Origin of the sequence: Actinoallomurus sp. CA-150999 (assembly GCF_050942425.1) — a bacterium.
Classification (GTDB): domain Bacteria; phylum Actinomycetota; class Actinomycetes; order Streptosporangiales; family Streptosporangiaceae; genus Actinoallomurus.
This window is the reverse complement of record NZ_CP192063.1, coordinates 7798407-7820625: the sequence shown is the minus strand read 5'-3', so window position 1 is coordinate 7820625 and position 22219 is coordinate 7798407. Positions and strand designations below refer to the sequence as shown.

The following is a 22219-nucleotide window of genomic DNA, read 5'->3' as shown; positions in this document are numbered from 1 at the left end:
GCGGGCGGTGCCGTCACCGACCATGGGGTCGCCGTGGGCGTCTCACTACCTGAATAGTACAGCGGGGACCCTGTGGGTGATCATGCGTCTCGTAAGCCCGGTGCCAGAGGGGCTCACGGGCAGAGACTAGCCCCGTGGGGCGTACGCCGTGCCGGGCGGGACGTAGACGCGCCAGTGGTCCCCGGCCGGGGTGGTGAGGACATACCGGCGCCAGCCGCGCGTGTACCGTGGGCGGGCCCCGGTGAGCTCCAGGTCGGCGAACCGCGTCGTCCGCGCCTCGCGCACGAGGCCGGCCGTCGTGGTGGAGGCGTTGTTCCCGTTGACCTCCACGGATCGGCAGCCCGCGTAGAAGGCCAGCGGCTGCGCCTGTTCCCCGGAGAGCGCGCACGGCCGGTGGAGACCGAGGCCGCGCAGGCTCGCCGCGAGCCAGGAGTAGTCCCGGCGCGACCCGGCCTCGAACCCGCTCATGCGCCTGAGCACGACCTGCTGGCCGGCGGCGAGGAGGACCAGCCCGGTCGCGACGGCGCCGGCGACCGCCCCGCGCCACCGCCCCCGGGTCAGGACCACCAGGCCGACGGCGAGTTCGGCGACCGGCAGGGCCAGCAGCGCGTAGGCGGGGATGAGGAAGCGCGGCGCGGCGTACCCGACGAACAGCAGGTACACGGCCGCCAGCACGGTTCCGCAGGCGGCGGCGGGCGCGAGGAGGCGCAGCCGGCCCTGCCGGGCGGCCAGGACCAGCCCCGTCGCGATGAGCGGGGGGATCGCCGGCCACCACAGCGCCAGCGTCGGGACATGGGAGATCGTGGTGCCGCACGGCCGGCACAGGACGAACTCGTTCAGGGCCCGCAGATTCATCAGGACGCCGTCGGGATGCCAGCCCAGGCCGCCCTCCACCCTGCTGGAGTCGCGCAGCCGCCGCAGCGGATCGCCGAACCGGACGTAGGCCTCCACCACCCACGGCAGGAGGCCCCCGACCATGCCCAGGGCGATGCCGGCCAGGAGACCGATCCGGTGCCAGCCCATGACGACGGCCGCCGCCGCCAGCGGGAGCACGAGCCACACCGCGTCACCCGGCCGCAGCAGCGCGGTGCACCCCACGGCGACGGCGAGCCACGCGTACGCCCGCCGGGGCGCGGCGTTCCCCGGATCCGGCACGCCGCCGTGGGCCGCTGCGATCTCCCCGCGCGGCGCGGCCACGTGCGTGAACCAGCCGGCCGCCGCGACCGCCCCGTACGCCACGTACAGGTTCGGCATGACCTCGTTGCCGTAGAACCGGACCATCCACAGGCTCGTCAGGAGCAGCGCGGCGATCCCGACCGTGACCGGGCGCAGGAGCCGGGTCCACGGCCAGTACGCGACGACCAGACCGACGGACGACACCACGGTCATGTACCACCGCAGCGCGGTGAGCGACGACGTCACCGCCACGACCGGAGCGGCCAGCAGGGTGATCCCGCGGGCCCGAGGCGCGCTGAAGTACGCGGCGGGAACGTGCGGGCTGACCTGGCTGACGTAGACGGTCTCGTCCCAGCCGAGCCGCATGTGCGCGGCCGCGCCGGCGAGTTGGGCGATACCGTACGCGACAGCGACGATCATCAGCGGAACGGCGGGACGCACGGCGGGCATCGGCGCCCGCCAAGACCTGATCACGCAGGTCAGGGTAGACACCGAGGCTGTGGGAATCCTCTGAACCGCGCCGGGAGACCACGACATGTGGGCGGCCGGATCCCCCGGGAGGGGGAAAGGTGAGCGCGGCGCTAACCATGCGTTGAACCGTTGCTGACCCGGGGGTTCCTACGCTGGCGGCCAGCGATTTCGCATACTGAGGGGATCCGTGCACCCGCGGAAAAACATACACATGCTCGATGCTCAACTGGTCGGCGGTCACTGGTCGCATGTGGCGCTGGCCGGCTGGGTGACGTTCGGGCCGATTCTGTTCGCCGCCCTGCTCGGAACCGGATGGTGGATGGCGCGTCACCGGCGCGCCGCGGCCATGGCCGCCGCGATCTGGGCGCCGGTCGGTGTCATCGCCGCTGTGCTGGTCAACCAGCCGCTCGAGCAGACACCGACCGTACGACTGCCGATCTACGGGGCGGCGCGCACCGCGGCCCTTCCCGAGCCGAGCGACCACATGGCGGTCGCGTTCGCGACCGCCGTCGGCCTGCTGCTCGTCAGCCGGTGGCTCGGGCTGGTGGCCGGCGGGGCCGCGGTGCTCATGGCACTGGCCTTCGCGATCGGGGGAGTTCCACTGGAGGACCTCGCCGGGGGCGGCGTCGTCGGAGTGACGGTCACGCTGATCGGCTTCGTGCTGTTCGAGGGACCGGTGCGGCGCCTCGTCGCACGGATCCGCCGGACATGGCTGCGTCCCCTCATCGGACCAGGCGTCACAACAGGCGTCAGACCGGGCGTCACAACAGGCGTCCGAACAGGAAAGGCGTCTTGATGGGCCTGACCGACGGCCCCTTCGTCGTACTGCTCGGCATCCTCGGGCTGGCCGCGTTCGTGGCATGCGTCATCCTGCTGCCCCGCGTCGCGGGTGGCGGCCCGCGCCAGGTGGCGTCGCGGGCGGGCCTCGTCGTGGGCGCCCAGCTCCTCGTCGTCTTCGCGATCCTCGTGGCGGTGAACTCCTCGTTCGGCTTCTTCGGCTCGTGGGCCGACATGCTGGGCACCGACAAGAGCAAGGTGAAGGTCGTCAGCGGCGCGGACCCGAGCTCGTCGCCCGCCGCGGCGTCGCAGCCGTCCCTGCGGCCCTCGTCCGACCCGTTGTCGCGGAGCCTGCCCCCGAAGGAGGGGCGCCTGGACGCGGTCGTCTTCCACGGCCCCCGCTCCGGCGTCACCGCCCCGGCCTACGTGTACCTGCCTCCGCAGTACTCCGAGCACGCCTACAAGCATCGGCGCCTGCCCGTCGTGCTGGTCCTGACGGCCGACGTGCACGCCGCGATCACCCACCTGCGCCTGCCGTCCGTCGCGGCCGGTCAGATCGCCGGCCACACCGTGCAGCCGACGGTGTACGTCCTGATGCGCCCGGTCGGCGCCTGCGTCGACGCGCCCGGCGGGCAGCAGGCCGACACGTTCTTCGCCGAGGACGTGCCGATGGCGGTCGCGGCGTCCTACCGCGTCGCCCACGACGGCCCCGGATGGGGGGTGCTCGGCGACGCGGACGGCGGCTACTGCGCGGCCAAGCTCGCCCTGGAGGCCGGCGACCGGTTCACGGCGGCGGCCAGCGCCGCCGCTTCGTACGGCGCCCCGCCCGGAGAGCTGTACGGCCGCAGCGCGGCGATCCGGTCCGAGAACGACCTGCTCTGGAGACTGAGCCACCGCCCGCCGCCGCCGGCGCACCTCCTCGTCGTCACCGCAGGCGGCGCCACCGCATCGGCGCAGCAGCTCACCGCGCTGGCGAAGCCGCCCGTACGGGCCGACTCCCTCACCGTCACCGGCGGTGGCGCGCTCCCGACCTGGCAGCGGGACCTTCCTGCCGTACTGAAATGGCTCAGCGGCCAGCTGAGCCCGGAGAATTAACGTCGATGGGCCTCACGGGCACTCCCTTCATCCTGCTCCTCTGCCTCCTCGCCCTGGCGGCGCTGGTCGGCGTCGTCTGGGTCGCCCCGCGCGCGGCGCGCCGGGTCCCGGCGCGCGTCGGCCTGCTGCTCGTCCCCCAGGTCCTCCTCATCGCCGCGCTCCTCACCGTGTCCAACGCCTACTTCGCCTTTTACGGATCCTGGGGCGACCTGCTCGGCATGCCCAGCGGGCCAGGGGGAGGCGGCGCCGCCGACCCCAGCAGCCACCACGGCCACGTGACGGGGGGAGCCGGCGGGCCCGCCGGCCAGGACCCGGCGCTCGTCCCGACGCACGACGCGTTCATCGACGGCCACCGGCTGCCCGCCAAGGACGGCCGGCTGGAGGCGGTGACGATCCACGGCAGCCGGTCGGGGATCACCTCCCCGGCCTACGTCTACCTGCCGCCGCAGTACTTCCACGACAAGACCCGGCGCTTCCCGGTGACGCTCGCGCTCACCGGCTACCCCGGCAACGCCCAGAACCTCATCACGCGCCTGCAACTCCCGCAGACCGCCGCCCACGAGATCGCCACCCGCCGCCTCAAGCCCATGATCTTCGTCATGATGCGGCCCATGGTCACCCCGTCCCGCGACACCGAGTGCACCGACGTCCCGAAAGGCCCGCTCGCCGAGACGTTCTTCGCACGCGACCTGCCCGCCGCGATCCAGGGCGCGTACCGCACCGTCCCCGGTCCGACCGGCTGGAGCGCGATGGGAGACTCGACCGGCGGATATTGTGCGCTGAAGCTCGCCATGCGCCACTCCGACCGGTTCGCCGCGGCGATCTCCCTGTCGGGCTACTACAAGGCGCTGCGCGACATCACCACCGGCGACCTGTACGGCGGGAGCCCCGCCTACCGGAACGAGAACGACCTGGCCTGGCGCCTCCAGCACCGCCCCGCCCCGCCCATCGACGTCCTGGTCACGACCAGCAAGGTGGGGGAGAAGGACTACGCCGCGACACGCCACTTCGTCGCGCTCGTCCACGCCCCGATGCGGGTCTCCTCGATCACCCTTCCCACGGGCGGCCACCACTTCAGCGTCTGGCGCCGCGAACTCACCCCCGCCCTGCGCTGGCTCAGCGGCCGCCTCGGTGTGTGAGGCTTTCGTCCGGCAACGCGGATGAGCCGACGGTCCTGCTGGGGGATGCGTACCTTTGAGCCGTGACTGAACGTGGACCTCGGAGGCGGAGGGCCGAACTCGCGGTCGGCCGACCGGCTACCGCGCCATGGCCTGGAGGTCCCAGACGTTGATCCTGCCGTCCCGGCCCGCGCTCAGCGCGACGTGACGTCCGTCGAGAACGGCGGTCCGGACCGTCTCGACGCTGCCCTTGTGGCCGGACAGCGGATCGCCGACCCGCGTCCCGGTCCCCAGATCCCAGATCCGTACCGTCTCATCGTCGCTCCCGGTGACCGCGAGGCAGCGGTCGTCGAACGTGACGGTGTCCAAGGAACGGATGGTCTCCTCGTGCCCCGTCAAGGGGTCATCGATCGGATCGTCTTCGGGATCCCGGGTCAGGTCCCAGACGTGGATGTCGTGTTCGACCGCCGCCGCCACGACCGGGCCGGCCGCGAGGCGAGACAGGGAGACGGAGATGGCCGGCGCATCCCCCGCCTCGGTGTAGAACGACGCCAAGCTTTCGCCGCGCGTGAGATCCCACACCGTGACCGACCCGTCACCCCCGCCCGCTGCTGCCATCGAGAGGCCGTGGCCATATGCGGCCGTGACGTCGGTGATGCCCGCGATGTCGTCGTTCGGGAGTTCCGTGGGAGGCTCCTCGGCGGACGGCCTCCACACCAGGATCTCGTCCGCGTACTGCGTGGCGGTCACGAACAGCGGCGGTCCCTCGCCTCGCACTTCGGTGATGGCCGCGGTGTAGTCGGCGTTGGAGCTCGCTCCCCGGATCAGCTCGCCGCTCTCGAGATCCCAGAGGGCGATGCCCTGTTCGTCGCCTCCCGCCGCAAGGACCACGCGCCCGCCGGACACGACGGCGGCCACCGAGTTGATGTCGTTCTCGGCATCGGGATGCGTCAGCGGATCCCCGGCGCCGGCGAAGGTCAGCGGCCGGTCCTGCCAGACATCGCGCAGGGGATCCCAGGACCACACTCCCCCGTACCGAAGGTCGGCGCAGACGACGAGCGGTCCAGCCGCGGTCTCGACCACCGTGAAGTCCGTGATCCGGGACCCCGAGGGCACTTCGCTGCTCAACATCGCCGATCGCGCACGCATGTCGCGAAGGTACCGTCCAAGATCCACGTCTGTACGCGCTTCGCGCAACGCGACCGCTCCGACGATGGGCTCTGTTATCCGGTGTGGCTACGCCAGTCCGGACCCAGCATGCTTTCGACGAGTGTGCGGAGTACTTGTATCTGTTCCAGGTCGGGTGGACCGAGGTGGAGGGCGGTTTTGAGGTCCGACGCGATGAGCCGTATCTGCTCGGCGTCGATGGCCCCGTGGGCGATCATGATGCGGAAGAGGCCGCGAAACGCGTAAGACACCCCAAGGGCGGAGTGGTAGGCGACCAGGCGGTCGCAGACCTCAAGGCCCTCCTCCGGCCTGCCGGCCTCATGCAACAGGTTCGCCAAGCCGGTGAAGTAGCCCAGGTTCCCGGCGATCGACAGGGCCGCGTAGTTGGCTTGGATGGCCTCATCGAGTTTGCCCAGCCTTGCGAACAGCACTGCGGCGTTCGCGTAGACCACCGATGACCGCGGGGCTGAATGCATTGCCTCCACTGCGTACTCCAGGGCCACGGCCGGGTCTTCGCCGTTGCCCGCAACGCGCATCCGTTCGGTCCAGTACATCGCTCGTAATGTGTCCGAGGTTCCATCGTCGAGCAGTTCGGCGACCCGGTTGAGTTCGCTCGTCGCCTCCTCGTACTCCTCGTGCTCGACCTGTGCCCGGGCGATGAGGATGCGGCCATGGATCTCTGCGTCTCCCCCGCTTTCCGCGATCAGGCGGCGCGCCATCTGCAGGGCTTCGTCGTAGTACCCCAGGTTCAGCAGGCCCTGGGCCGCCATAAGACGATCGCCCGTGACCGCGTCCTCGCCATCGGGGATGGGGACGGGGCAGCCGAGCATCTCGGCGATGGCGCGCAGGGTCGTCCGTACGTGATCGAGGCCGGGCCGGGCGTTCGCGTTCTTGGCGAGCATCTCCGTCACGAGCCTGGCGAGTTCGGCCGGTGTGTCCTTTCGTAGGCGGTCAAGCGGGACCGCGTCACGGTGCAGGTGCCGCAGCAGATAGTCCTCGACGCCCTGCGGGCGTCCGTAGGTCGGCTCGCCCGCGACCAGTTCGTGGGCCACGCATCCGATGGCGTAGATGTCGCCGGCCTCGGTGGGGGCACCCTGAAGAATCTGCTCGGGTGCCATGTACAACGGAGTGCCTCCTCCGCCCTCGTAGCTGTACGCCGGGTTCGTATGGGCGGCTGCTCGTAGCGTCCGCGCGAGGCCCAGATCTGTGATCTTGGCGGTTTCGTCGGCCCCGACGAGGATGTTCTCCGGTTTGAGGTCGGCGTGGACGAACCCGGGGAGACGCTCCCGGGCGTGGGCGAGCCCGTCTGTGACGCCGATCAGGACGCGGACGGCCTCCGCCAGACCGATTCGACGATCGGTGATGATGTCCCGCAGAGAACGCGGCACGTACTCCAAGACGAGATGAGGCGGCTCCTGCGGAACCCGGTGCGCGGACAGGGCGGTCGTGACGTTGGGGTGGCGGCCGAGTTGCAGCCAGAGATAGCACTCGTGCAGGAATGTTTCAGCGACGCCTGGGATGGAGCTCAGCTCGGCGTTGAGGCGCTTGACCGCGACCTGGTCGTTCATCTCCTCGCGTTCGCAGAGGTAGACGAGTCCCATGCCTCCCCGCCGAACCCTGATCGGCTTACAGAAGCCCAGCCGCATGGGCGGGTTGTTCTCCGGCCACTCTTCCGCGGCGTCGGGCGCCGGAGGTGCGATGCTCATGATGGGTCCGGCGTCGTGGCTGCGGGCTGCTGGTCGTGATCCTTCCGGACGGCGCGGGGACTCGAACTGCTCGACAGCTTGCCCTGTTGCCAGGCTTCGAGCAGCGAGTGTTCCTGTTCGAGCTGGCGAGCCAGCAGGCCCATGTGCATCCGCATGGTGCGGGCGATGTTCTGCAGTTCCGTGACGGTCGCGCCTTCCTGCTTGGCACGCTGCACAATGAGGTCCGCGGCCTCTGCGCCCCCGATCGCGGCGGCGACTGCGTTCCGGATCCGTTCACTCTGTTGGGCGATCCGCTCTCGTTCGGTCTGCCTCGTATGCCGGGCTTCCAGGAACTGCCACAGCGCGAGGAGGAACGAGCAGATGGTGACGAGCGCCGCTGCGCCATCCAGTGCGTTCATGCCGACTCCGTGGAGGGCCGTATCGCGAGACCTACGTCATTCAGACGCCGACGGACCCCGAACAGTTCACCGCGTGTGTTGGATGCGTGGCACGGCCGCGCGTCCTCGGCTTCTAGCCGGCGGGCGTGTCGAGGGGGAGTGCCGGCGCGGGCCAGGCCGGGTCGCGCTTCCATGCTGACCAGTCGTCGGAGAAGGGGCCTTGGCGGGATTCGACCAGGGAGACGACCTGCCGGCGTGCGGTCTCGACGCGCTGGTGGAGTGCGTCGTCGATCAGTCCGAGGCGGCGGCCTTGGGCGTATTCGTCCTCGTCCTTCCAGCGGTAGGTCGACAGGTCCGCCGTCACGACCAGGTCCACCAGCAGGTCGAAGGTGTCGATGCCGATGGCAGTCCGCTCGACGGGACGGACGAAGTCGACGTACCAGCCGCCGCAGTGGCCCCCGGCGTCGAAGAATCGGCTGACGCTGAAGTACTGACCGGCCTCGTATCGCGCGAGCAAGGTGGTGTCCCGCCAGACCCACCGGTCCAGTTCCCAGCGGCCGGAGGCCAGGTTCGGGATGGCCTGTTTGCGCACGGCATCGTCACCGGTGCGCAGCCACTGGATCCAGGTGGTCGGCGCGAGCATCTCGACGCCCGGCCAGCAGGCGAGCATCAGCACGGTGCCGGTGTCCTCGATCACCCGAAAGGGGGCCGCAGACCACACTTTGCCCCGCAGCACGTCCCGGTGGACCACCGTGGATCCCTGGGGGAACGCCGAGACTCCAACTCCATCGACTGCCACGCTCTTGATCTTGTCACGGCCATACCGGCGGCGGCGTCCACCACGCGGCTCCGACAAGCGGGTCACCCGCCCGCAGATCGGCGAAGTCGATCCACGAGCCGAGGATGCCGGATGTACGGTGATGTCGTGATCATCTGATCTTTCCCGGCCTTGGACGCGGTCGGGCGGCACCGGCAGGAGCGACACCGTGCGTACCAAGGGTCGTGGAGCGCCCGACGCGAACTCTCCATGGGATGAGATCGTCACCCGGCTGTGGATGGGCGGTCATCACTATCGGGGCCAGGCAGGCACTCGACAACCTGCCGTCGCCGGAACCGAGTTCGAACTGGTGATCAGCCTCTACCGGCGCGACGGCCACGGCCCGGCCGCTGGAGTGGAACATCACTACGCTGAGACGCCCGACGGGCCGCTGCATCCGGACCATATCGATTGGATCTGCCGGATGGCAGATCTCGCCACCGAGGCACTGAGCGAAGGCCGCCGCGTCCTCGTACGCTGCCACTCCGGATACAACCGCTCCGGACTGGTCGTCGCCCAAACCCTCATCAACATGGGCTACTCCACCGATGATGCGATCTTCTTGATCCGCTACCGCCGATCCAGGTGGGCGCTGAACAACCCCCTCTTCGTCGACTACCTGAACACCGGACTCGACGTAGCGAGATTGCTGACCGGCCTGGAAGCCTGAGCAAGGCCGGCCACGGATCCGCGGCTGACGCGCGGTGGAGTCAGCGGGGGCAGGAGGAGCCGCGGGGGAGGCGGTATGGGGCGGCGATGCGGTACTTGCCGGGTTCGGGGGCGTACAGGCGGATCCAGTCGCCTGACTTGGCCAGGCAGCCCGGGCGGCCGTCGAGGACCTTCAGCCAGGGTGACCAGGGGACGCGGATCAGCACCGAGCCCTTCGTCGCGACGGTGACGTCGAGTTCGTTGTCCAGCGCGCGGTCCACGGTCGCCGGTGGGTCGGCGAGGGGGACGGCGTCGGTGACCTGGTACAGGCGCCAGTACCGGTTCTTCCATACCGGCTTCAGCCAGGGCTGGCCCGCGCCGACGATGCGGGCCTCCTCTTCGGCCTGCCAGTCGGGCTGGGCCGATGGCAGCACGACATAACCCACCGCCCATCGGCGTAGCCACGCGTGGTAGGTGTCCGGGGTGAGCGTGCCGTCGTAGAACACGGCGTTGCGCTGCACGTCGGCCTGACGGTTCCAGCCGCGGGCGAGGTTGACCTCCGAGGCCAGTGCCGAGGCCTCCAGGTGGGTGCGCTCCGGGACGACCTCGATCCGTCCGCGGTCGGCGCGTACCCGGCGCAGCTCGTTCACCAGGCTCGCCGTGTGCCCGACGTTCGCGGCCGTGTTGACGAGGTCGAAGACCGGCCGGACGATCTGCGAGATGACCGTGGCCGCGAACGCGATGTAGAGGACCGCCATGCGCCGCCGCATCGCGGCGGCCAGCAGGACCGGGCCCGCGAAGATGAGGGCCATCCGGTCGACGTTGCTGCCCACCTGCGACGGGATGATGAAGGTGAGCACGGTCCCGATCGCGTACACCACCGCGCCCATGCGTACGGTCCGCCACTCGCGGGGCGCGTACTTCGCGAGCGCCAGGGAGGCGATGATCGGTGCGACGACGAGGTACCAGGCGAACGGCTGGACGCCGCTGAAGGGGAAGAACAGCGCGGACCCCGCGACGACCACGGGCGGGCCGGCGGCGACGGCGTAGGCCGCCTGGCGGCGTCGCGTGAGGAACAGCGCGGCGGCGACGACCTCCAGGAACAGTCCGGCGACGGGGCTGGCGAGGGTGGCGAGTAGCCCGAGGGCGACGACGGCGCCGGCGCGGAGCGGCCGGGGGCCCCGGGGGACGAACACCACGGTCACGGCGGCCAGCCCGAACAGCAGGCCCAGTGCGAAGGTGACGCGGCCGGACACGGCGTTGCAGGACAGGGAGAACGCGCCCCACAGCGCCGGGGCGAGGGGGCGTCGGATCCCCGAGCGGACGAGTATCAGGGCGACCAGGGCGGCCGAGAGAGTGCCGGCGATCACCGCGGCCGTGCGCACGCCGATCAGTGCCATGAGGTACGGCGCGAGAACGCTGTAGGACGCCGGGTGCATGCCGCCGTACCACGCGAAGTCGTACGCGGAGCCGGGATGGCGGAACGCGAACCTGGTCCAGGCATACTGTGCGGCGAGGTCTCCGCCGTCGGTCGCGGCGTACTTGGCCCACAGCAGGTGGAGAATGGCGGCGGCGGCGGTCGCGAGCACGATCGGATGCAGCAGCCATCGCCGGTGGGCGGGCCGTCGGGTGCGTGGAGCGTCGGCGGTAGGTGCCGGCTGCAGAGTGGTGGTCATCGCCCGACCGCACTCCCCGGATGCGCCTGGTGAGGCTCCTGAGGCTCGGGGGACATTCGGTCAATGATTGAGGATGGGCGGGCCAGGGGCAAATCCGGCGCGCCGAGGGGCATGAACCTCTCGCATCCGACATAACGGTCGTGGGGGATGCTTACCGAATTTCCGAAACATTGCAGCGCCTGGGAACCAAGCCCTAGTGTTTACCGTCGGACCAGCGGATGTGCGCCTCCGACGCGCCACCCAGCAGGCCTTCGGGGCAGTGACGGGAAGGTTGTTTCGTGACTCAGCTTGTCGTGGAGGGCAACGGCACGTCGGTGGCTCTCGATCCACGACGTACCTACCGCGTTGGCCGGGACCCTGGGTCGGAGATCGTCGTCGCCGTCGACGGCGTCTCCCGGTCGCACGCGACCCTTCGATTCGAATCCGGTCAGTGGGTGCTGGAGGACAACGGCAGCGCGAACGGCTCGTTCGAGGGCGGTCGCCGGATCCAGCGGGTCGCGGTCGCGCCCGGCAGCGAGATTCGGCTCGGCCATCCCGAGCAGGGCGTTCCGCTGACCTTCCGGGCGGGCCAAGCGGCGCCGCCCGGCCCCGGACAGACGCCCGCGGCGGGCGCGCCCGCCGCGGCTCCGGGGCGGCCGCAGCCGCCGGCCGATTCGCCCGGCTCCCGGGCGCCGTACCAGCAGGATTCGCCCTGGGGCTCGGCGCCCGCCGGGCCGTCGCAGCCGGGCGGTCCCGGACAGTACCCCCCGCCGACGCCTCAGCGGCCCGCGGCGGCGAGCGGCACCGGCCCGCACGGCTACCCGCCCGCGCCGGAGGTTCCCCAGCAGCCCGCGCCCGGTGGCACCGCGCCGTACGGCTACCCGCCGGCGCCGGAGGGCCCGCAGCAGCCCGCGGCCGGCACCGGGCCGCACGGGTACCCGCCCGCTCCGGACGTTCCTCAGCAGCCCGCGCCGGGCGGCACGGCGCCGCACGGGTACCCGCCGCCTGCGGCGTACCCCGGTCAGGGTCAGCCGACCATGGCTCCCGGGACGCCCGTGCCGCCCCAGCAGCAGCCCTCCCCGCACGGGACCGCGCCGCAGCAGGCGCCCGGATACGGCGGCGTCCCGACCCAGGTTCCGCCGGGCTCCGGCAGCGGCCCGTACCAGGCTCCCTCCGGACCCGGCAGCGGCCCGTACGCGGCTCCGCCCGGTCCCGGCGGCGTCCCCGCCTGGCAGAGCGCCCCGACGCATCACCCCGCACAGGGTCCGCGCCCGCGGTCGCCGATCGTGCAGACGATGAGCGGTCAGTACCGCGAGCCCGCGCACGTCCGGAACCTCGGCGGTTCGAACGTGGTGCGCATCGGCCGCGGCCCCGAGAACGACATGGTCGTCGCCGACCTCCGCGTCTCCCGCCAGCACGCCGAACTGCGTTCCGCCGGCGGCACGTACGAGATCGTCGACCTGGGCAGCCGAAGCGGCACCTACGTCAACGGCCGGCGGGTCGAGCGCGCGCCGATCGGCCCGCAGGACATCATCGGCATCGGGCCGTCGACGTTCCACCTGGTGGACGACGTCCTCATGGAGTACGTCGACGCCGGTGCGGTCCGGCTCAGCGCCCACGACCTCACCGTCACCGTCGACAAGGGCAAGGTGCTGCTCGACCACGTGACCTTCCCGCTCGGGGAGAAGTGCCTGGTCGCGGTCATCGGCCCGAGTGGTTCGGGCAAGTCGACGCTGCTGCGCGCGCTCACCGGCCTGCGCCCGGCCGACCAGGGCGTCGTCTCGTACGACGGACGCGACCTGTACCGCGACTACGCCGAGCTGCGCTCCCGTATCGGGCTCGTGCCGCAGGACGACATCCTGCACACGCAGCTCACCGTACGCCGGGCGCTCATCTACGCCGCCGAGCTGCGGTTCCCCGACGACACCCGGCAGAGCGAGCGCAAGGCGCGCGTCGACGAGGTGCTCAAGGAGCTGGGCCTGGACCACCGCCGGGACAACAAGGTCTCGTCGCTGTCCGGCGGTCAGCGCAAGCGCGTCAGCGTCGCCCTCGAGCTGCTCACCAAGCCGTCGCTGCTGTTCCTCGACGAGCCCACCTCCGGCCTCGACCCGGGTCTGGACAAGTCGGTCATGCAGATGCTGCGCGGCCTGGCCGACGACGGCCGTACGGTCGCCGTCGTCACCCACAGCGTCGCCAACCTCGACATCTGCGACCGGCTGCTCGTCATGGCGCCGGGCGGACGGATCGCGTACTTCGGCCCGCCGAAGGAGGCGCTGCCGTTCCTCGGGTTCGACGACTGGGCGGACGTGTTCCAGGCGTTCGACGACCCGTCCATCGACTGGGGCGGCCGCTACCTGCAGTCTCAGGAGCACCAGCGGTACGTCCAGGCGGAGCTGGTCCAGCCGGTCGCGCAGACCGGCCCGGTCGCCGGCAACTTCGAGCAGCCGCCCAAGGCGCAGAGCTGGCCGGAGCAGCTGAGCACGCTGATCCGCCGCTACTGCCGCAGCATCGCGGCCGACCCGATGTTCCTCGGCATCACCGTGCTGCTACCGATCATCATGGGCCTGCTGGCCCGCGCGGTGCCCACCGGCAACCTGCTGGCGCCTCCCGGCAATGACAGTCAGGCGGCGAACCTCCTGCTCATCCTGTGCATCGGCGGATGCCTCACCGGCGCCGCCAACGCGGTGCGTGAGCTCGTCAAGGAAAGAGCCATCTATCAGCGAGAACGCGCGGTCGGGCTGTCCAGATCCGCGTATCTCGCCTCGAAACTGCTCGTGCTCGGCCTGGTCACCATCGCGCAGGGCGTCGTGCTGACCCTGGTGGCCATGCTCGGCGTCAAGACGCACGACAAGGGCGTGATCACGACTCCGCTGATCGAGCTGGTGCTCGCGATCGCCCTGCTGTCCTTCACCGCGATGACCATGGGCCTGCTGATCTCTGCGATGGTCAAGACCAGCGAGATGACGATGCCGCTCCTGGTGATGACCACGCTGGTCCAGGTCGTGTTCTGTGGTGCCCTCGTGCACCTCGACGGCAAGGTGGGGCTGGAGCAGGTCTCCTGGCTGGTTCCGGCCCGGTGGGCGCTCGCCGCGATGGCCGGCACGATCAACGCCGGTGTGCTGATCCCCAGCCGGGGCGAGGCACCGGACCCGCTGTGGAAACAGGACACCGGCACGTGGGCGTACGACATGGCGATCATGGTCGTCCAGGCGGTGGTCCTGACGTTCCTGGTCACGCGGATGCTCCGCCGCCAGGAGCCCGAGGTCATGCGCAAGTAGCGCGTACCGCGCGAGAGGGGGAACACCGGCTGGTTCAGCAGGTGTTCCCCTCTCGGTATCGTTGATCACCACGCCCGCCGGCGGCTCGAACCTGGAGGTGCCATGGCGTCCGAATCGAGGGAACCCTGGGCGTCGTCGCCCGACGACGACGCGCAGGCCCACCGGCCCCTGACGCTCGATACGTCCGTGCCGCACACGGCCCGCATGTACGACTATCTGCTGGGCGGCAAGGACAACTTCGCCGTCGACCGGGCGGCCGTGGAGAAGGTGCTCGCCGTCATGCCGGACATGCCGCAGAGCATCAAGCTCAGCCGGCTGTTCCTGCGCCGTGCGGTCCGCTACGCGGCGCGGCGCGGCATCACCCAGTTCCTCGACGTCGGCACGGGTATCCCGACCGCCGGCAACGTGCACGAGGTCGCCCAGGAGATGTCGCCCGAGGCCCGCGTCGCGTACGTCGACCACGACCCGATCGTGCTGAACCACGCCCGGGCACTGCTGTCCGACGAGCAGCAGGGACGGACCACCATCGTCCTGGGCGACCTGCGCGAGCCGGAGACGATCCTCGCGCATCCCGAGGTGCGGGAGATCATCGACTTCGACCGGCCGGTCGGCCTGATGCTGGTGGCCGTCCTGCACTTCATCCGCGACGACGAGGACCCGTACAGCCTGGTGAAGCGGCTGTGCGACGCGCTGGCGCCCGGCAGCATGCTCATGCTGACGCACGCGACGATGGATCCGGATCCGGAGACCGGCCTGAGTGCCTCGGCGGGCTGGGCCAACGCCTCGTCCACGATGAACATGCGGACCTTCGACGAGATCCAGCGTTTCTTCGACGGGCTCGAATTCGTCGAGCCGGGCCTGACCGGGCGGTGGAATCCCGACGACGAGCCCCCCGAGATCCTGGAGCAGAGCATCAAGAACATCTGGGGATACGGTGCCGTCGCCGTGAAACCGCCCACCGGACCGGGCGAGGGCGCCGGTCGCTGACCTGGCCGGGAGCCGCCCGCGGTCCGCTGCCGGAACGCGATGGTGTGCGAGCCGTCCGCGGAGCCGTACCATCGTGGGGCCGAAAGGGGATGTGGAATGTCGGAGACGTGGGTGGTTGTCGGTTTGGACAACGGCGGGACCAGCAACAACGCAACAGTGCTGGACGCCGCTGGGAAGTTCCTCGTCGACCGGCTCGTGGAAACACCCAGCCAGGTGCTCGAAGGGCCGGAAGTGGCCGTCGAGGCCCTCGCTGCGGCCCTGACCGGAGTCCTCAAGGTGACGGGTCTCGATCGGGCGCAGGTGCGCGCGGTCGGCCTGGACACCCCCGGACCGGCGAGCGCGACCGGGGTGATCTCCAGCAAGGGCGCCACCAACTTCCCGCAGCCGGAGTGGTGGGGCTTCGACATCCGCGCCGCCCTCGAGGAGCACCTGGGCCTGCCCGTCGTCTACAACAACGACGGCAACGCGGCGGCGCTGTACGCCCACCACGCCCACTTCGGCGCCGACGCGTTCGGGCACTCGTCCATCTCGGCGATCGTGGGCACCGGCCTGGGCGGCGGTGTGATCGAGGCGGGGAAGGTCGTCAAGGGCACCGCCGGGATGGCCGGCGAGCTCGGGCACGTGAACATCCCGATGGAGGGGCTCCTGCAGGACGCCCAGCCGCTGCCCGCCTGCAACTGCGGCTTCTCCGCCGACGCCGAGAGCGTCGCCTCGCTTACCGGGATCACCAACAACCTGCTGCCGTACTGGCTGAGCCGGTTCCCGGACCACCCGCTGAGCGCCGAGCCGCTCGGCAAGGCGGCGAAGCTCGTGCGCGGATACGGCGAGAAGGACGACCCCCTCGCCCTCAAGATCTTCGAGCAGCAGGCCATCGCGCTCGGCCGGCTGTTCACGATCGCGGCCAACTTCACCGACCCGAGCGCGTACTTCGTCGGCGGGGGCGTGGTCGAGACCGGGCCGAGGTTCCGCCAGTGGTTCCTGGACAAGGTCCGCGAGCACACGGTGCTGCGGGAGGAACAGGAGCGCGTCGCGCAGTTCGCGCTCGTCCCCGACCTCGACATGGCCGGCGCCCGCGGCGCCGCCATCGCCGCCCGCGACACCCTGCCGGGCTAGGGGGTTGAGGGACCCGCACGCCGCCGACGAGGAGTGACAGGCCCTGGTCCGCACGGCCGGACAGGAGGATCGGGTGCAGCCAGTCCGCTGTCCGGCTGCTCTCGGGCAGCCGGACAGTCGCGCTGGTACTGCCCGGTGACCTGCCGAGTCGGACGATGGTGCGAAGGCGGCAGTCGCCCGCGTTCTGGCATACCGCAGCTGCTCAGCGCAGGACGGCCGCCAGCAGGTCGGTGCCCAGCGTCGTCATCTCGGGCAGGTTGAGGGTGTAGTGGACGTAGCGCCCGTGCCGCCGGGTTGTGAGCAGGCCCGCGCGGCGCAGGACGGCGAGGTGGCGGGAGACCTCCGGGGGCGAGAGTTCCCAGGCGTGGGCCAGCTCGCCAGTGGTGTGCGGGCCGCGGGCCAGGGTGCGCAGCAGCCGCAGTCGTGCCGGATGTGCGAGTGCCTCCAGCCGGAGGGTGACCGTTTCCAGCGACACCGGCTCTGACGGACTCGGCTTGGCCACGGGGTACTGCACCACCGGCTGCCACCCGGGGGCGTGGACCACCACCAGGTGCGGGCGGCCGAAGTCACTAGGGATGAAGGTGACCCCGGTGCCGTGGGCGGCGGTCGTCTTGTCCTGCAGTTTGTCCACGATGATGCGGTCGCCGTCCGGTGCCAGGGTGACCGCGCCGGAGACCGACGCGAGTGCCGCCCTGATGCCCTGGCGCTTCAACAGGTCGTTCTTCAGACGCAGGTCGGTGGCCAGTTGCACGGCGACGCCCGTCCAGGCGGCGTCGAAGAAGGCCTCGGCGCACTGTTCGAGGGTGTGACGCACCCGCGCCCGCACCGCGGCCGGGTCCGCGAGCAGCCGTTCCGCGAATGCCTCTTGGAGTGCGCCGCGGGCCTGGGCCAGATCCAGGGCCCGCTCGCGCGCGGTTGCGTCGGCGAGCGGCGACGGCGCGGCGAAGTGGACCCGGTTGCTGCCGCACGTGGTGGTGAGCGCGGCGGTCACATAGGTCTCGTCGTCGATCCGGTCCACATCGTCCAACTCCTCGGCGAGGGTCTGCCGAGGCCGGGCGGGGACCAGGAAATCGGCTCGTGAGGAACGCCAGAGGAACTCCGCCTCCCGCAACCGCTCGGCCAGCTCCGGCGGCAGCCCGGCCCAGACGTCCCCGGCCCAGCCGGCGAGCCGCGGGTGATGCCCGGGTTCGGCCAGGACGTGCAACATCGCGGTCAGCTCGGCCAGCGGGGAGGCGGCGAACCGCAGCCGCTCGGCCGGTAGCCCGGTGATGTCGATGCGCAGCGTCATCCCCCCATCATCGCTGGTCGGACGGCTGGCGGCGGCGCCGGTTGACGATGTCCGTCAACCGGCGTGCCGCATCCGGCGCCCCACACAACCGTTGGCGCCATGGCAACCACCACCAGAATCCGGCCCCGCGCCCTTCTCCGTGCCTCCGGAGGCCCCCGTTACGCCGTCGCCCTGGCCGTGGACGCGCTCGGCACCGGCCTGCTGCGGCCCTTTCTGCTGCTCTACGGCGTGACGGTGCTGAGGCTGTCCGCGCCGGCCACCGGCACCGCCATGACGGCAGGCGCCGTCGCGGGTCTGGTGTGCATGCCCGCGGTGGGTCGATGGCTGGACCGCGGCGCACGCAGCACGGTCGTGGCGGCGTCGATGCTGGTGCGGGTGCTGGGCGTGGCGCTGCTGCTGGCCACCCCGGCGGGGCACCTCTGGCTGTTCGCGACGGCGGCACTCTTCCTCGGCATCGGCAACCAGGCATGGCCGGCCGCCCACGCGGCTCTCGTGGCCACGGTCGCCCACGGCCGGGAACGCGACGCCGCCCTCGCAGGGGGCCGTGCCCTGCGCAACGCCGGCCTGGGCGCCGGTGGACTCCTCGCCACCGCATGCCTGGCAGGCGGCACCACCGCATTGCAGGCGCTGGCAGCCGTCACCGGGCTCGCCTACCTCGCCGCGGCGGCCTTGGCATGGTCGGTCCACGTGAACGCTCACCCGGCCGCTACCCCGGCCAAGGACAACGACGACGAGCCCGCACCCCGGATGCGCGCGCTGCTGGCCGCCAACGTGATCTACGCCTTCTGCCTCAACGTCACCGAAGTCGCGCTCCCTCTGGTCCTGGTGACGCAGATGCACGCCTCCCCGATGTGGCCGGCGGCCATCTTCGTGACCAACACGGTGATGGTGGTCACCCTGCAGATCCCGGTCACCGTCCTGACGTCCCGCTTCCCCCGCCGGTCCGTGCTGGCAATCGCCGGCGTGGTGGCCACCGCGTCCTACCTCGGCTTCCTCGCGGCCACCTCCCTGGGACACGGCTGGGGTGCCCCGGCCGTCGCCGCAGTGTCCGTGTTCTGCACCCTCGGCGAGATCATCTATGCCGGCAGCGCCACCGCGCTCGTCACCGCCCTCGCCCCGGCCCATGTCCTGGGACGCGCTCTCTCCCGCTTCCAGCTCTCCACGGGGTTCGGCCTCGCCGTCTCCCCAGCGGTCATCACCGCTCTCGCACCCCACGGCCCGGCTGCCCTCTGGGGCAGCCTCGCCGCCGCGACGCTCCTCTCCGCCTCCGCCGTCGCCCGCTGAGCGGGCTCGATCACGAGGCACTACGGAACGGCCGCTACCACACCTTTCCGGCGGGCAGATGCACGACCGCGGGCACGATCCCGCGACGACGGCTTAGCGCACGATCTGACATGGATGTTCCTCAATCCCGACTAGGTCACCACATAGCACGCGGCCGCCCACCGCGCCGAAGCGGTAGGCGGCCGGGAAGATCGATCAGGTGGCGTTCGTCGAGGCGCGCCTGCCGAAGAACAGGCCGTCGGCGCTGACGCGGCCCGCCCCGACGACCGCGAGGGCCAGGGTGACGGCCGCGAGGGTGAGGACGAGCTCGTAGCCGCCCTTGTCGACGAACAGGCCCTTGTCGACGTGCACGGTGAGGAACGCGCCGACCATGTCGAGGAAGAGCAGCGCTCCGGCGATGGGCGTGAGCAGCCCGAGGATCAGCAGGATCCCGCCGCCGAGCTCGACGAACGTGGCGTAGTACGCGGAGAGGGTCGGGGCCGGGACGCCCATCGCCTTGAACGCGTGCCCGGTCGCGGTCAGGCCGTTGGTGTGGAACTTCTGCCAGCCGTGGGCGACGAAGACGACGCCGATCGCGACACGGGCGACGAGCAGGGCCACATCGACCACGGGCGGCGGGATACGGCGGGACATGAGCGGGTCCTCCTGAGTGCCGGTTTCTTGAACGTTCAAGGAACCTAGCAGCTATTTGAACGCTCAACAACCCGGCTAGAATCGTGCTGATGAGCGAACCACGATGGCTGAGCCCCGACGAGCAGCGCACCTGGCGGGCCTACCTGAACGCGCACCGGCTGCTGCTCGACGCGGTCGACGCGCAGCTCCGTCGTGACTCCGGAATGCCGCACGCCTACTACGAGATCCTGGTCCGGCTCTCGGACACCCCCGACCGGGCGTTGCGCATGTCCGTTCTCGCCGACGGTCTCCGCGTCTCCGCGAGCCGGCTGTCGCACGCGATCGCGCGGCTCGAGGAGCGCGGCTGGGTGCGCCGCGAGGACTGCCCGACCGACAAGCGCGGTCAGCTCGCCGTCCTCACCGACGAGGGCTTCGCCGCCCTGGCCACCGCCGCGCCGGGACATGTCGAGGCCGTACGGGGCGCGCTGTTCGACGCGCTCGACCCCGAGCAGGTCCAATGGCTCGGCACCATCAGCCGGACCCTCGCCGACCACCTCGCCGAACGGGAAGGCCGGACCGGCTGATCCGGCTCTCGGTGCGAGACACGGCTCGGGCTGGATCCGGCCAGCGCCCGATACGACGACCCGAGGTCCCCACGGGAAGGTCACGCGCTCGAACACCTCACTCCGGTCGACCGGAGTGATCAGGAGCGCTTCGTTCCGTGCCGGTCCGGATCGAGGTGCGGAAGCCGCCCGGTGTGGTGGCGTATTCGCGACGGAAGGCTTTTGCGAAGGCGAACGCGGAACCGTACCCGACGTCCTTGGCGATCTGCGCGAGGGTGTGGTCGGTGTCGCGCAGCAGCCGGGCGGCGACGGTCATCCGCCAGCGGGTGAGGTACGTCAGCGGCGCCTCCCCGGCGAGGGTGGTGAACCGGCGGGCGAACGCGGCACGAGACAGGCCTGCCACGGCGCCGAGCCGCTCGACGGTCCACGGGTACGCGGGTTCGGTGTGCATGGCGGCGAGCGCCCGGGAGGTCACCGGGTCGGCGAGCGCCGCGGACCAGCCGGAGGCACCGTCGGACTCACGCAGCCAGGCGCGGAGCATGTACACCAGGAGAGCGTCCACCAGCGACGGGACCACCGCCGCCGCGCCGGACGGCCCTGTCCGCAGTTCCTCGCTGAGCAACTCGACCATCGCCCGTAGGCCGGTGTGACGGCCCGGTAGTGCGGGCAGATGCAGAACCTCGGGCAGGTCGCGCAGCAACGGATGCGGCTGCCTCCGCTCCAGCCGATAGGCGCCGCACACGATCGTCGAGCGCGGGCCGTGGCCGGGCACGGTCATCCGACCGTACGGCGCGGAGGCGAACTCCCGTTGCGGCGAGAAGCCGGTGAGGGGCGCCCCGGGCGAGGATGCCAGCGTGTGCGGCAGACCGCGGCACAGCAGCACCACGTCCCCAGGGCCGAGGGCGACGGGTTCGAATCCCGTGTCTTCGCCGGGCCCTTGCCGGTCCCGCCGGTCGGGCAGCGGGGTCAGCCGGCACGTGCCCTCGAGAACGACGTGGAAGGCGGCGCCGGTGACGTGGTCGAAGCGCAGTCCCCAGGGTGCGTCCGCCTGAGTGTGCGCCGCGACCGGCCGCCCGACGCGGATGGCGGTCAGGATGTCCGCGAGTACGTCCACGGTGTGACGGTAACGTCAGCGCCGATGAGACGCACAGACAATGAATAGAGATTCTGAGCCATTATGCGTCTCGCCTGCCGTGCCTATCGTGGCGTCCGTACGGGTGATCGACATCCGAGGAGGAGAACGCGATGACGGTATGGGTCGAAGGCGCCACGGGCAAGGCCGGACGGCGCGTGGTCGAGGCACTGGCGGCCGCCGGAGTGCCGGTACGCGCGGCAGGCCGCCATCCTGGCGAGCCGTCGCCCGGAGTGACGCCGGTGCTGTTCGACTGGCACGATCAGACCACCTGGGAGCCGGCGCTGGGCGACGCCGACACTCTGTTCCTCAAGGGCCTGGACAGCGATCCCCACGCCGATCGGCTCTTCGCCCGATTGATCGCATCGGCTCCGCGGGCGCGCCGCGTGGTGTTCATGTCCGTAGCCGCCGTCGGACGCACTCCGGCCGATACGCCGCGGCGCGCCGTGGAGCTGGCGGTGCAGCACTCCGGAAGGGCATGGACGATCCTGCGGCCGAGCTGGCTGCTGCAGAACTTCGACGAGGACGAATGGGTGTTCGCTCGGGCGCTCCGCGAGGACTGCGAACTGTACGCCTCCAGTGGTGACGGCCTGGTCGGTTTCGTCGACGCCCGGGACGTCGCCGCCGCAGCCGTCGCCGTGCTGACGGAGGACGGCCACGACGGGCGGTGCTACACCATCACCGGCCCGGAGGCGATCACGTTCGGCCGCGTCGCCGAGGTGCTGGCCACGGCCTCCGGCCGCCTGATCCGTCACGTCCCGGCCACGGTGCCACAACACCGTGCCTACTTCGCCAGGTCAGGCCGTCCCGATGCCTGGATCGATCACATGCTGCACCTGTTCGAGGAGGTCAGGACCGGCGTGTACGCGACCGTCACCGACGACCTTCACCGGCTCACCGGGAACCCGCCTCGCGGGTTGGAAGCGTACGCCAAGGAGGTATGGGCCCGGTGACC

General features: G+C 71.0%; 19 protein-coding genes. 10 read left to right on the top strand and 9 right to left on the bottom strand.

All coding sequences use genetic code 11. From position 1 onward, the window contains the following. Positions 1 to 126: 126 nt before the first annotated feature. Positions 127 to 1650 (bottom strand): hypothetical protein, encoded by a 1524-nt coding sequence (locus ACQP2O_RS36150; RefSeq protein ID WP_433173097.1) that lies wholly within the window; start codon positions 1648 to 1650, stop codon positions 127 to 129. Positions 1651 to 1858: 208 nt separating this feature from the next. Here ACQP2O_RS36150 and ACQP2O_RS36145 point away from each other — a divergent pair, with 208 nt between their 5' ends. Genes ACQP2O_RS36145 through ACQP2O_RS36135 form a run of 3 tightly spaced genes read left to right on the top strand, consistent with a single transcriptional unit; the run spans position 1859 to position 4658 of the window. Beyond that, positions 1859 to 2443 carry a hypothetical protein gene (locus ACQP2O_RS36145; RefSeq protein WP_360877017.1) on the top strand — a complete coding sequence of 195 codons (585 nt, stop codon included), beginning with the start codon at positions 1859 to 1861 and terminating at the stop codon, positions 2441 to 2443. Further along, entirely contained in the window at positions 2443 to 3519 is a 1077-nt protein-coding gene (locus ACQP2O_RS36140) for an alpha/beta hydrolase (protein ID WP_433173094.1), read from the top strand. Before ACQP2O_RS36145 ends, ACQP2O_RS36140 begins: the two co-directional genes overlap by 1 nt. Before the next feature lie 5 nt (positions 3520 to 3524). Continuing rightward, positions 3525 to 4658, top strand: coding sequence for an alpha/beta hydrolase (locus ACQP2O_RS36135; RefSeq protein WP_433173092.1), 1134 nt, complete (start codon positions 3525 to 3527; stop codon positions 4656 to 4658). Between the two features lie 117 nt (positions 4659 to 4775). Here the strand turns inward: ACQP2O_RS36135 and ACQP2O_RS36130 are convergent, their stop codons facing one another. From ACQP2O_RS36130 to ACQP2O_RS36115, 4 genes are all read right to left on the bottom strand, one after another. Further along, positions 4776 to 5786 carry a hypothetical protein gene (locus ACQP2O_RS36130; protein WP_433173090.1) on the bottom strand — a complete coding sequence of 337 codons (1011 nt, stop codon included), beginning with the start codon at positions 5784 to 5786 and terminating at the stop codon, positions 4776 to 4778. 74 nt (positions 5787 to 5860) lie between these two features. Beyond that, complete coding sequence (locus ACQP2O_RS36125) at positions 5861 to 7510, bottom strand: protein kinase domain-containing protein (protein WP_433173088.1); 1650 nt, start codon at positions 7508 to 7510, stop codon at positions 5861 to 5863. Next, on the bottom strand, positions 7507 to 7908 hold the full coding sequence (locus ACQP2O_RS36120; protein ID WP_433173086.1) for a hypothetical protein: 402 nt from the start codon (positions 7906 to 7908) through the stop codon (positions 7507 to 7509). Before ACQP2O_RS36120 ends, ACQP2O_RS36125 begins: the two co-directional genes overlap by 4 nt. A 112-nt stretch (positions 7909 to 8020) precedes the next feature. Further along, entirely contained in the window at positions 8021 to 8686 is a 666-nt protein-coding gene (locus ACQP2O_RS36115) for a DUF402 domain-containing protein (protein WP_433173084.1), read from the bottom strand. A 187-nt stretch (positions 8687 to 8873) separates the two neighbouring features. Here ACQP2O_RS36115 and ACQP2O_RS36110 point away from each other — a divergent pair, with 187 nt between their 5' ends. Next, entirely contained in the window at positions 8874 to 9374 is a 501-nt protein-coding gene (locus ACQP2O_RS36110) for a protein-tyrosine phosphatase family protein (RefSeq protein WP_433173082.1), read from the top strand. A gap of 40 nt (positions 9375 to 9414) precedes the next feature. Here the strand turns inward: ACQP2O_RS36110 and ACQP2O_RS36105 are convergent, their stop codons facing one another. Continuing rightward, positions 9415 to 11028, bottom strand: a complete 1614-nt coding sequence (locus tag ACQP2O_RS36105; protein ID WP_433173080.1) for an MFS transporter — start codon at positions 11026 to 11028, stop codon at positions 9415 to 9417. Positions 11029 to 11306: 278 nt separating this feature from the next. On the opposite strand from ACQP2O_RS36105, the gene ACQP2O_RS36100 reads away from it, so the two are divergent. The 3 genes from ACQP2O_RS36100 (at position 11307) to ACQP2O_RS36090 (ending at position 16385) form a co-directional block, all read left to right on the top strand. Then, complete coding sequence (locus ACQP2O_RS36100) at positions 11307 to 14285, top strand: FHA domain-containing protein (protein ID WP_433173078.1); 2979 nt, start codon at positions 11307 to 11309, stop codon at positions 14283 to 14285. Positions 14286 to 14387: 102 nt separating this feature from the next. Further along, entirely contained in the window at positions 14388 to 15272 is an 885-nt protein-coding gene (locus tag ACQP2O_RS36095; RefSeq protein ID WP_433173077.1) for an SAM-dependent methyltransferase, read from the top strand. 111 nt (positions 15273 to 15383) lie between these two features. Next, on the top strand, positions 15384 to 16385 hold the full coding sequence (locus ACQP2O_RS36090; RefSeq protein WP_433173075.1) for an ROK family protein: 1002 nt from the start codon (positions 15384 to 15386) through the stop codon (positions 16383 to 16385). A 202-nt stretch (positions 16386 to 16587) separates the two neighbouring features. Here ACQP2O_RS36090 and ACQP2O_RS36085 read toward each other — a convergent pair whose 3' ends face one another. Next, entirely contained in the window at positions 16588 to 17673 is a 1086-nt protein-coding gene (locus tag ACQP2O_RS36085) for a DUF5937 family protein (RefSeq protein ID WP_433173073.1), read from the bottom strand. A 99-nt stretch (positions 17674 to 17772) separates the two neighbouring features. Here ACQP2O_RS36085 and ACQP2O_RS36080 point away from each other — a divergent pair, with 99 nt between their 5' ends. Further along, complete coding sequence (locus tag ACQP2O_RS36080; RefSeq protein WP_433173071.1) at positions 17773 to 18957, top strand: MFS transporter; 1185 nt, start codon at positions 17773 to 17775, stop codon at positions 18955 to 18957. 195 nt (positions 18958 to 19152) lie between these two features. Here ACQP2O_RS36080 and ACQP2O_RS36075 read toward each other — a convergent pair whose 3' ends face one another. Then, the gene (locus ACQP2O_RS36075; RefSeq protein WP_433173069.1) at positions 19153 to 19590 is read right to left on the bottom strand and encodes a DoxX family protein; all 438 of its coding nucleotides are present in this window, start codon (positions 19588 to 19590) and stop codon (positions 19153 to 19155) included. Positions 19591 to 19679: 89 nt separating this feature from the next. On the opposite strand from ACQP2O_RS36075, the gene ACQP2O_RS36070 reads away from it, so the two are divergent. After that, a complete protein-coding gene (locus tag ACQP2O_RS36070; RefSeq protein WP_433173067.1) occupies positions 19680 to 20153 on the top strand; it encodes a MarR family winged helix-turn-helix transcriptional regulator in 474 nt (157 codons plus the stop codon). A gap of 97 nt (positions 20154 to 20250) precedes the next feature. Here the strand turns inward: ACQP2O_RS36070 and ACQP2O_RS36065 are convergent, their stop codons facing one another. Beyond that, positions 20251 to 21246, bottom strand: a complete 996-nt coding sequence (locus ACQP2O_RS36065) for an AraC family transcriptional regulator (RefSeq protein WP_433173065.1) — start codon at positions 21244 to 21246, stop codon at positions 20251 to 20253. A gap of 131 nt (positions 21247 to 21377) precedes the next feature. Between ACQP2O_RS36065 and ACQP2O_RS36060 the strand changes: the two genes are divergently transcribed. Then, a complete protein-coding gene (locus ACQP2O_RS36060; RefSeq protein WP_433173063.1) occupies positions 21378 to 22217 on the top strand; it encodes an NAD(P)H-binding protein in 840 nt (279 codons plus the stop codon). The last annotated feature ends 2 nt before the right edge of the window (positions 22218 to 22219 follow it).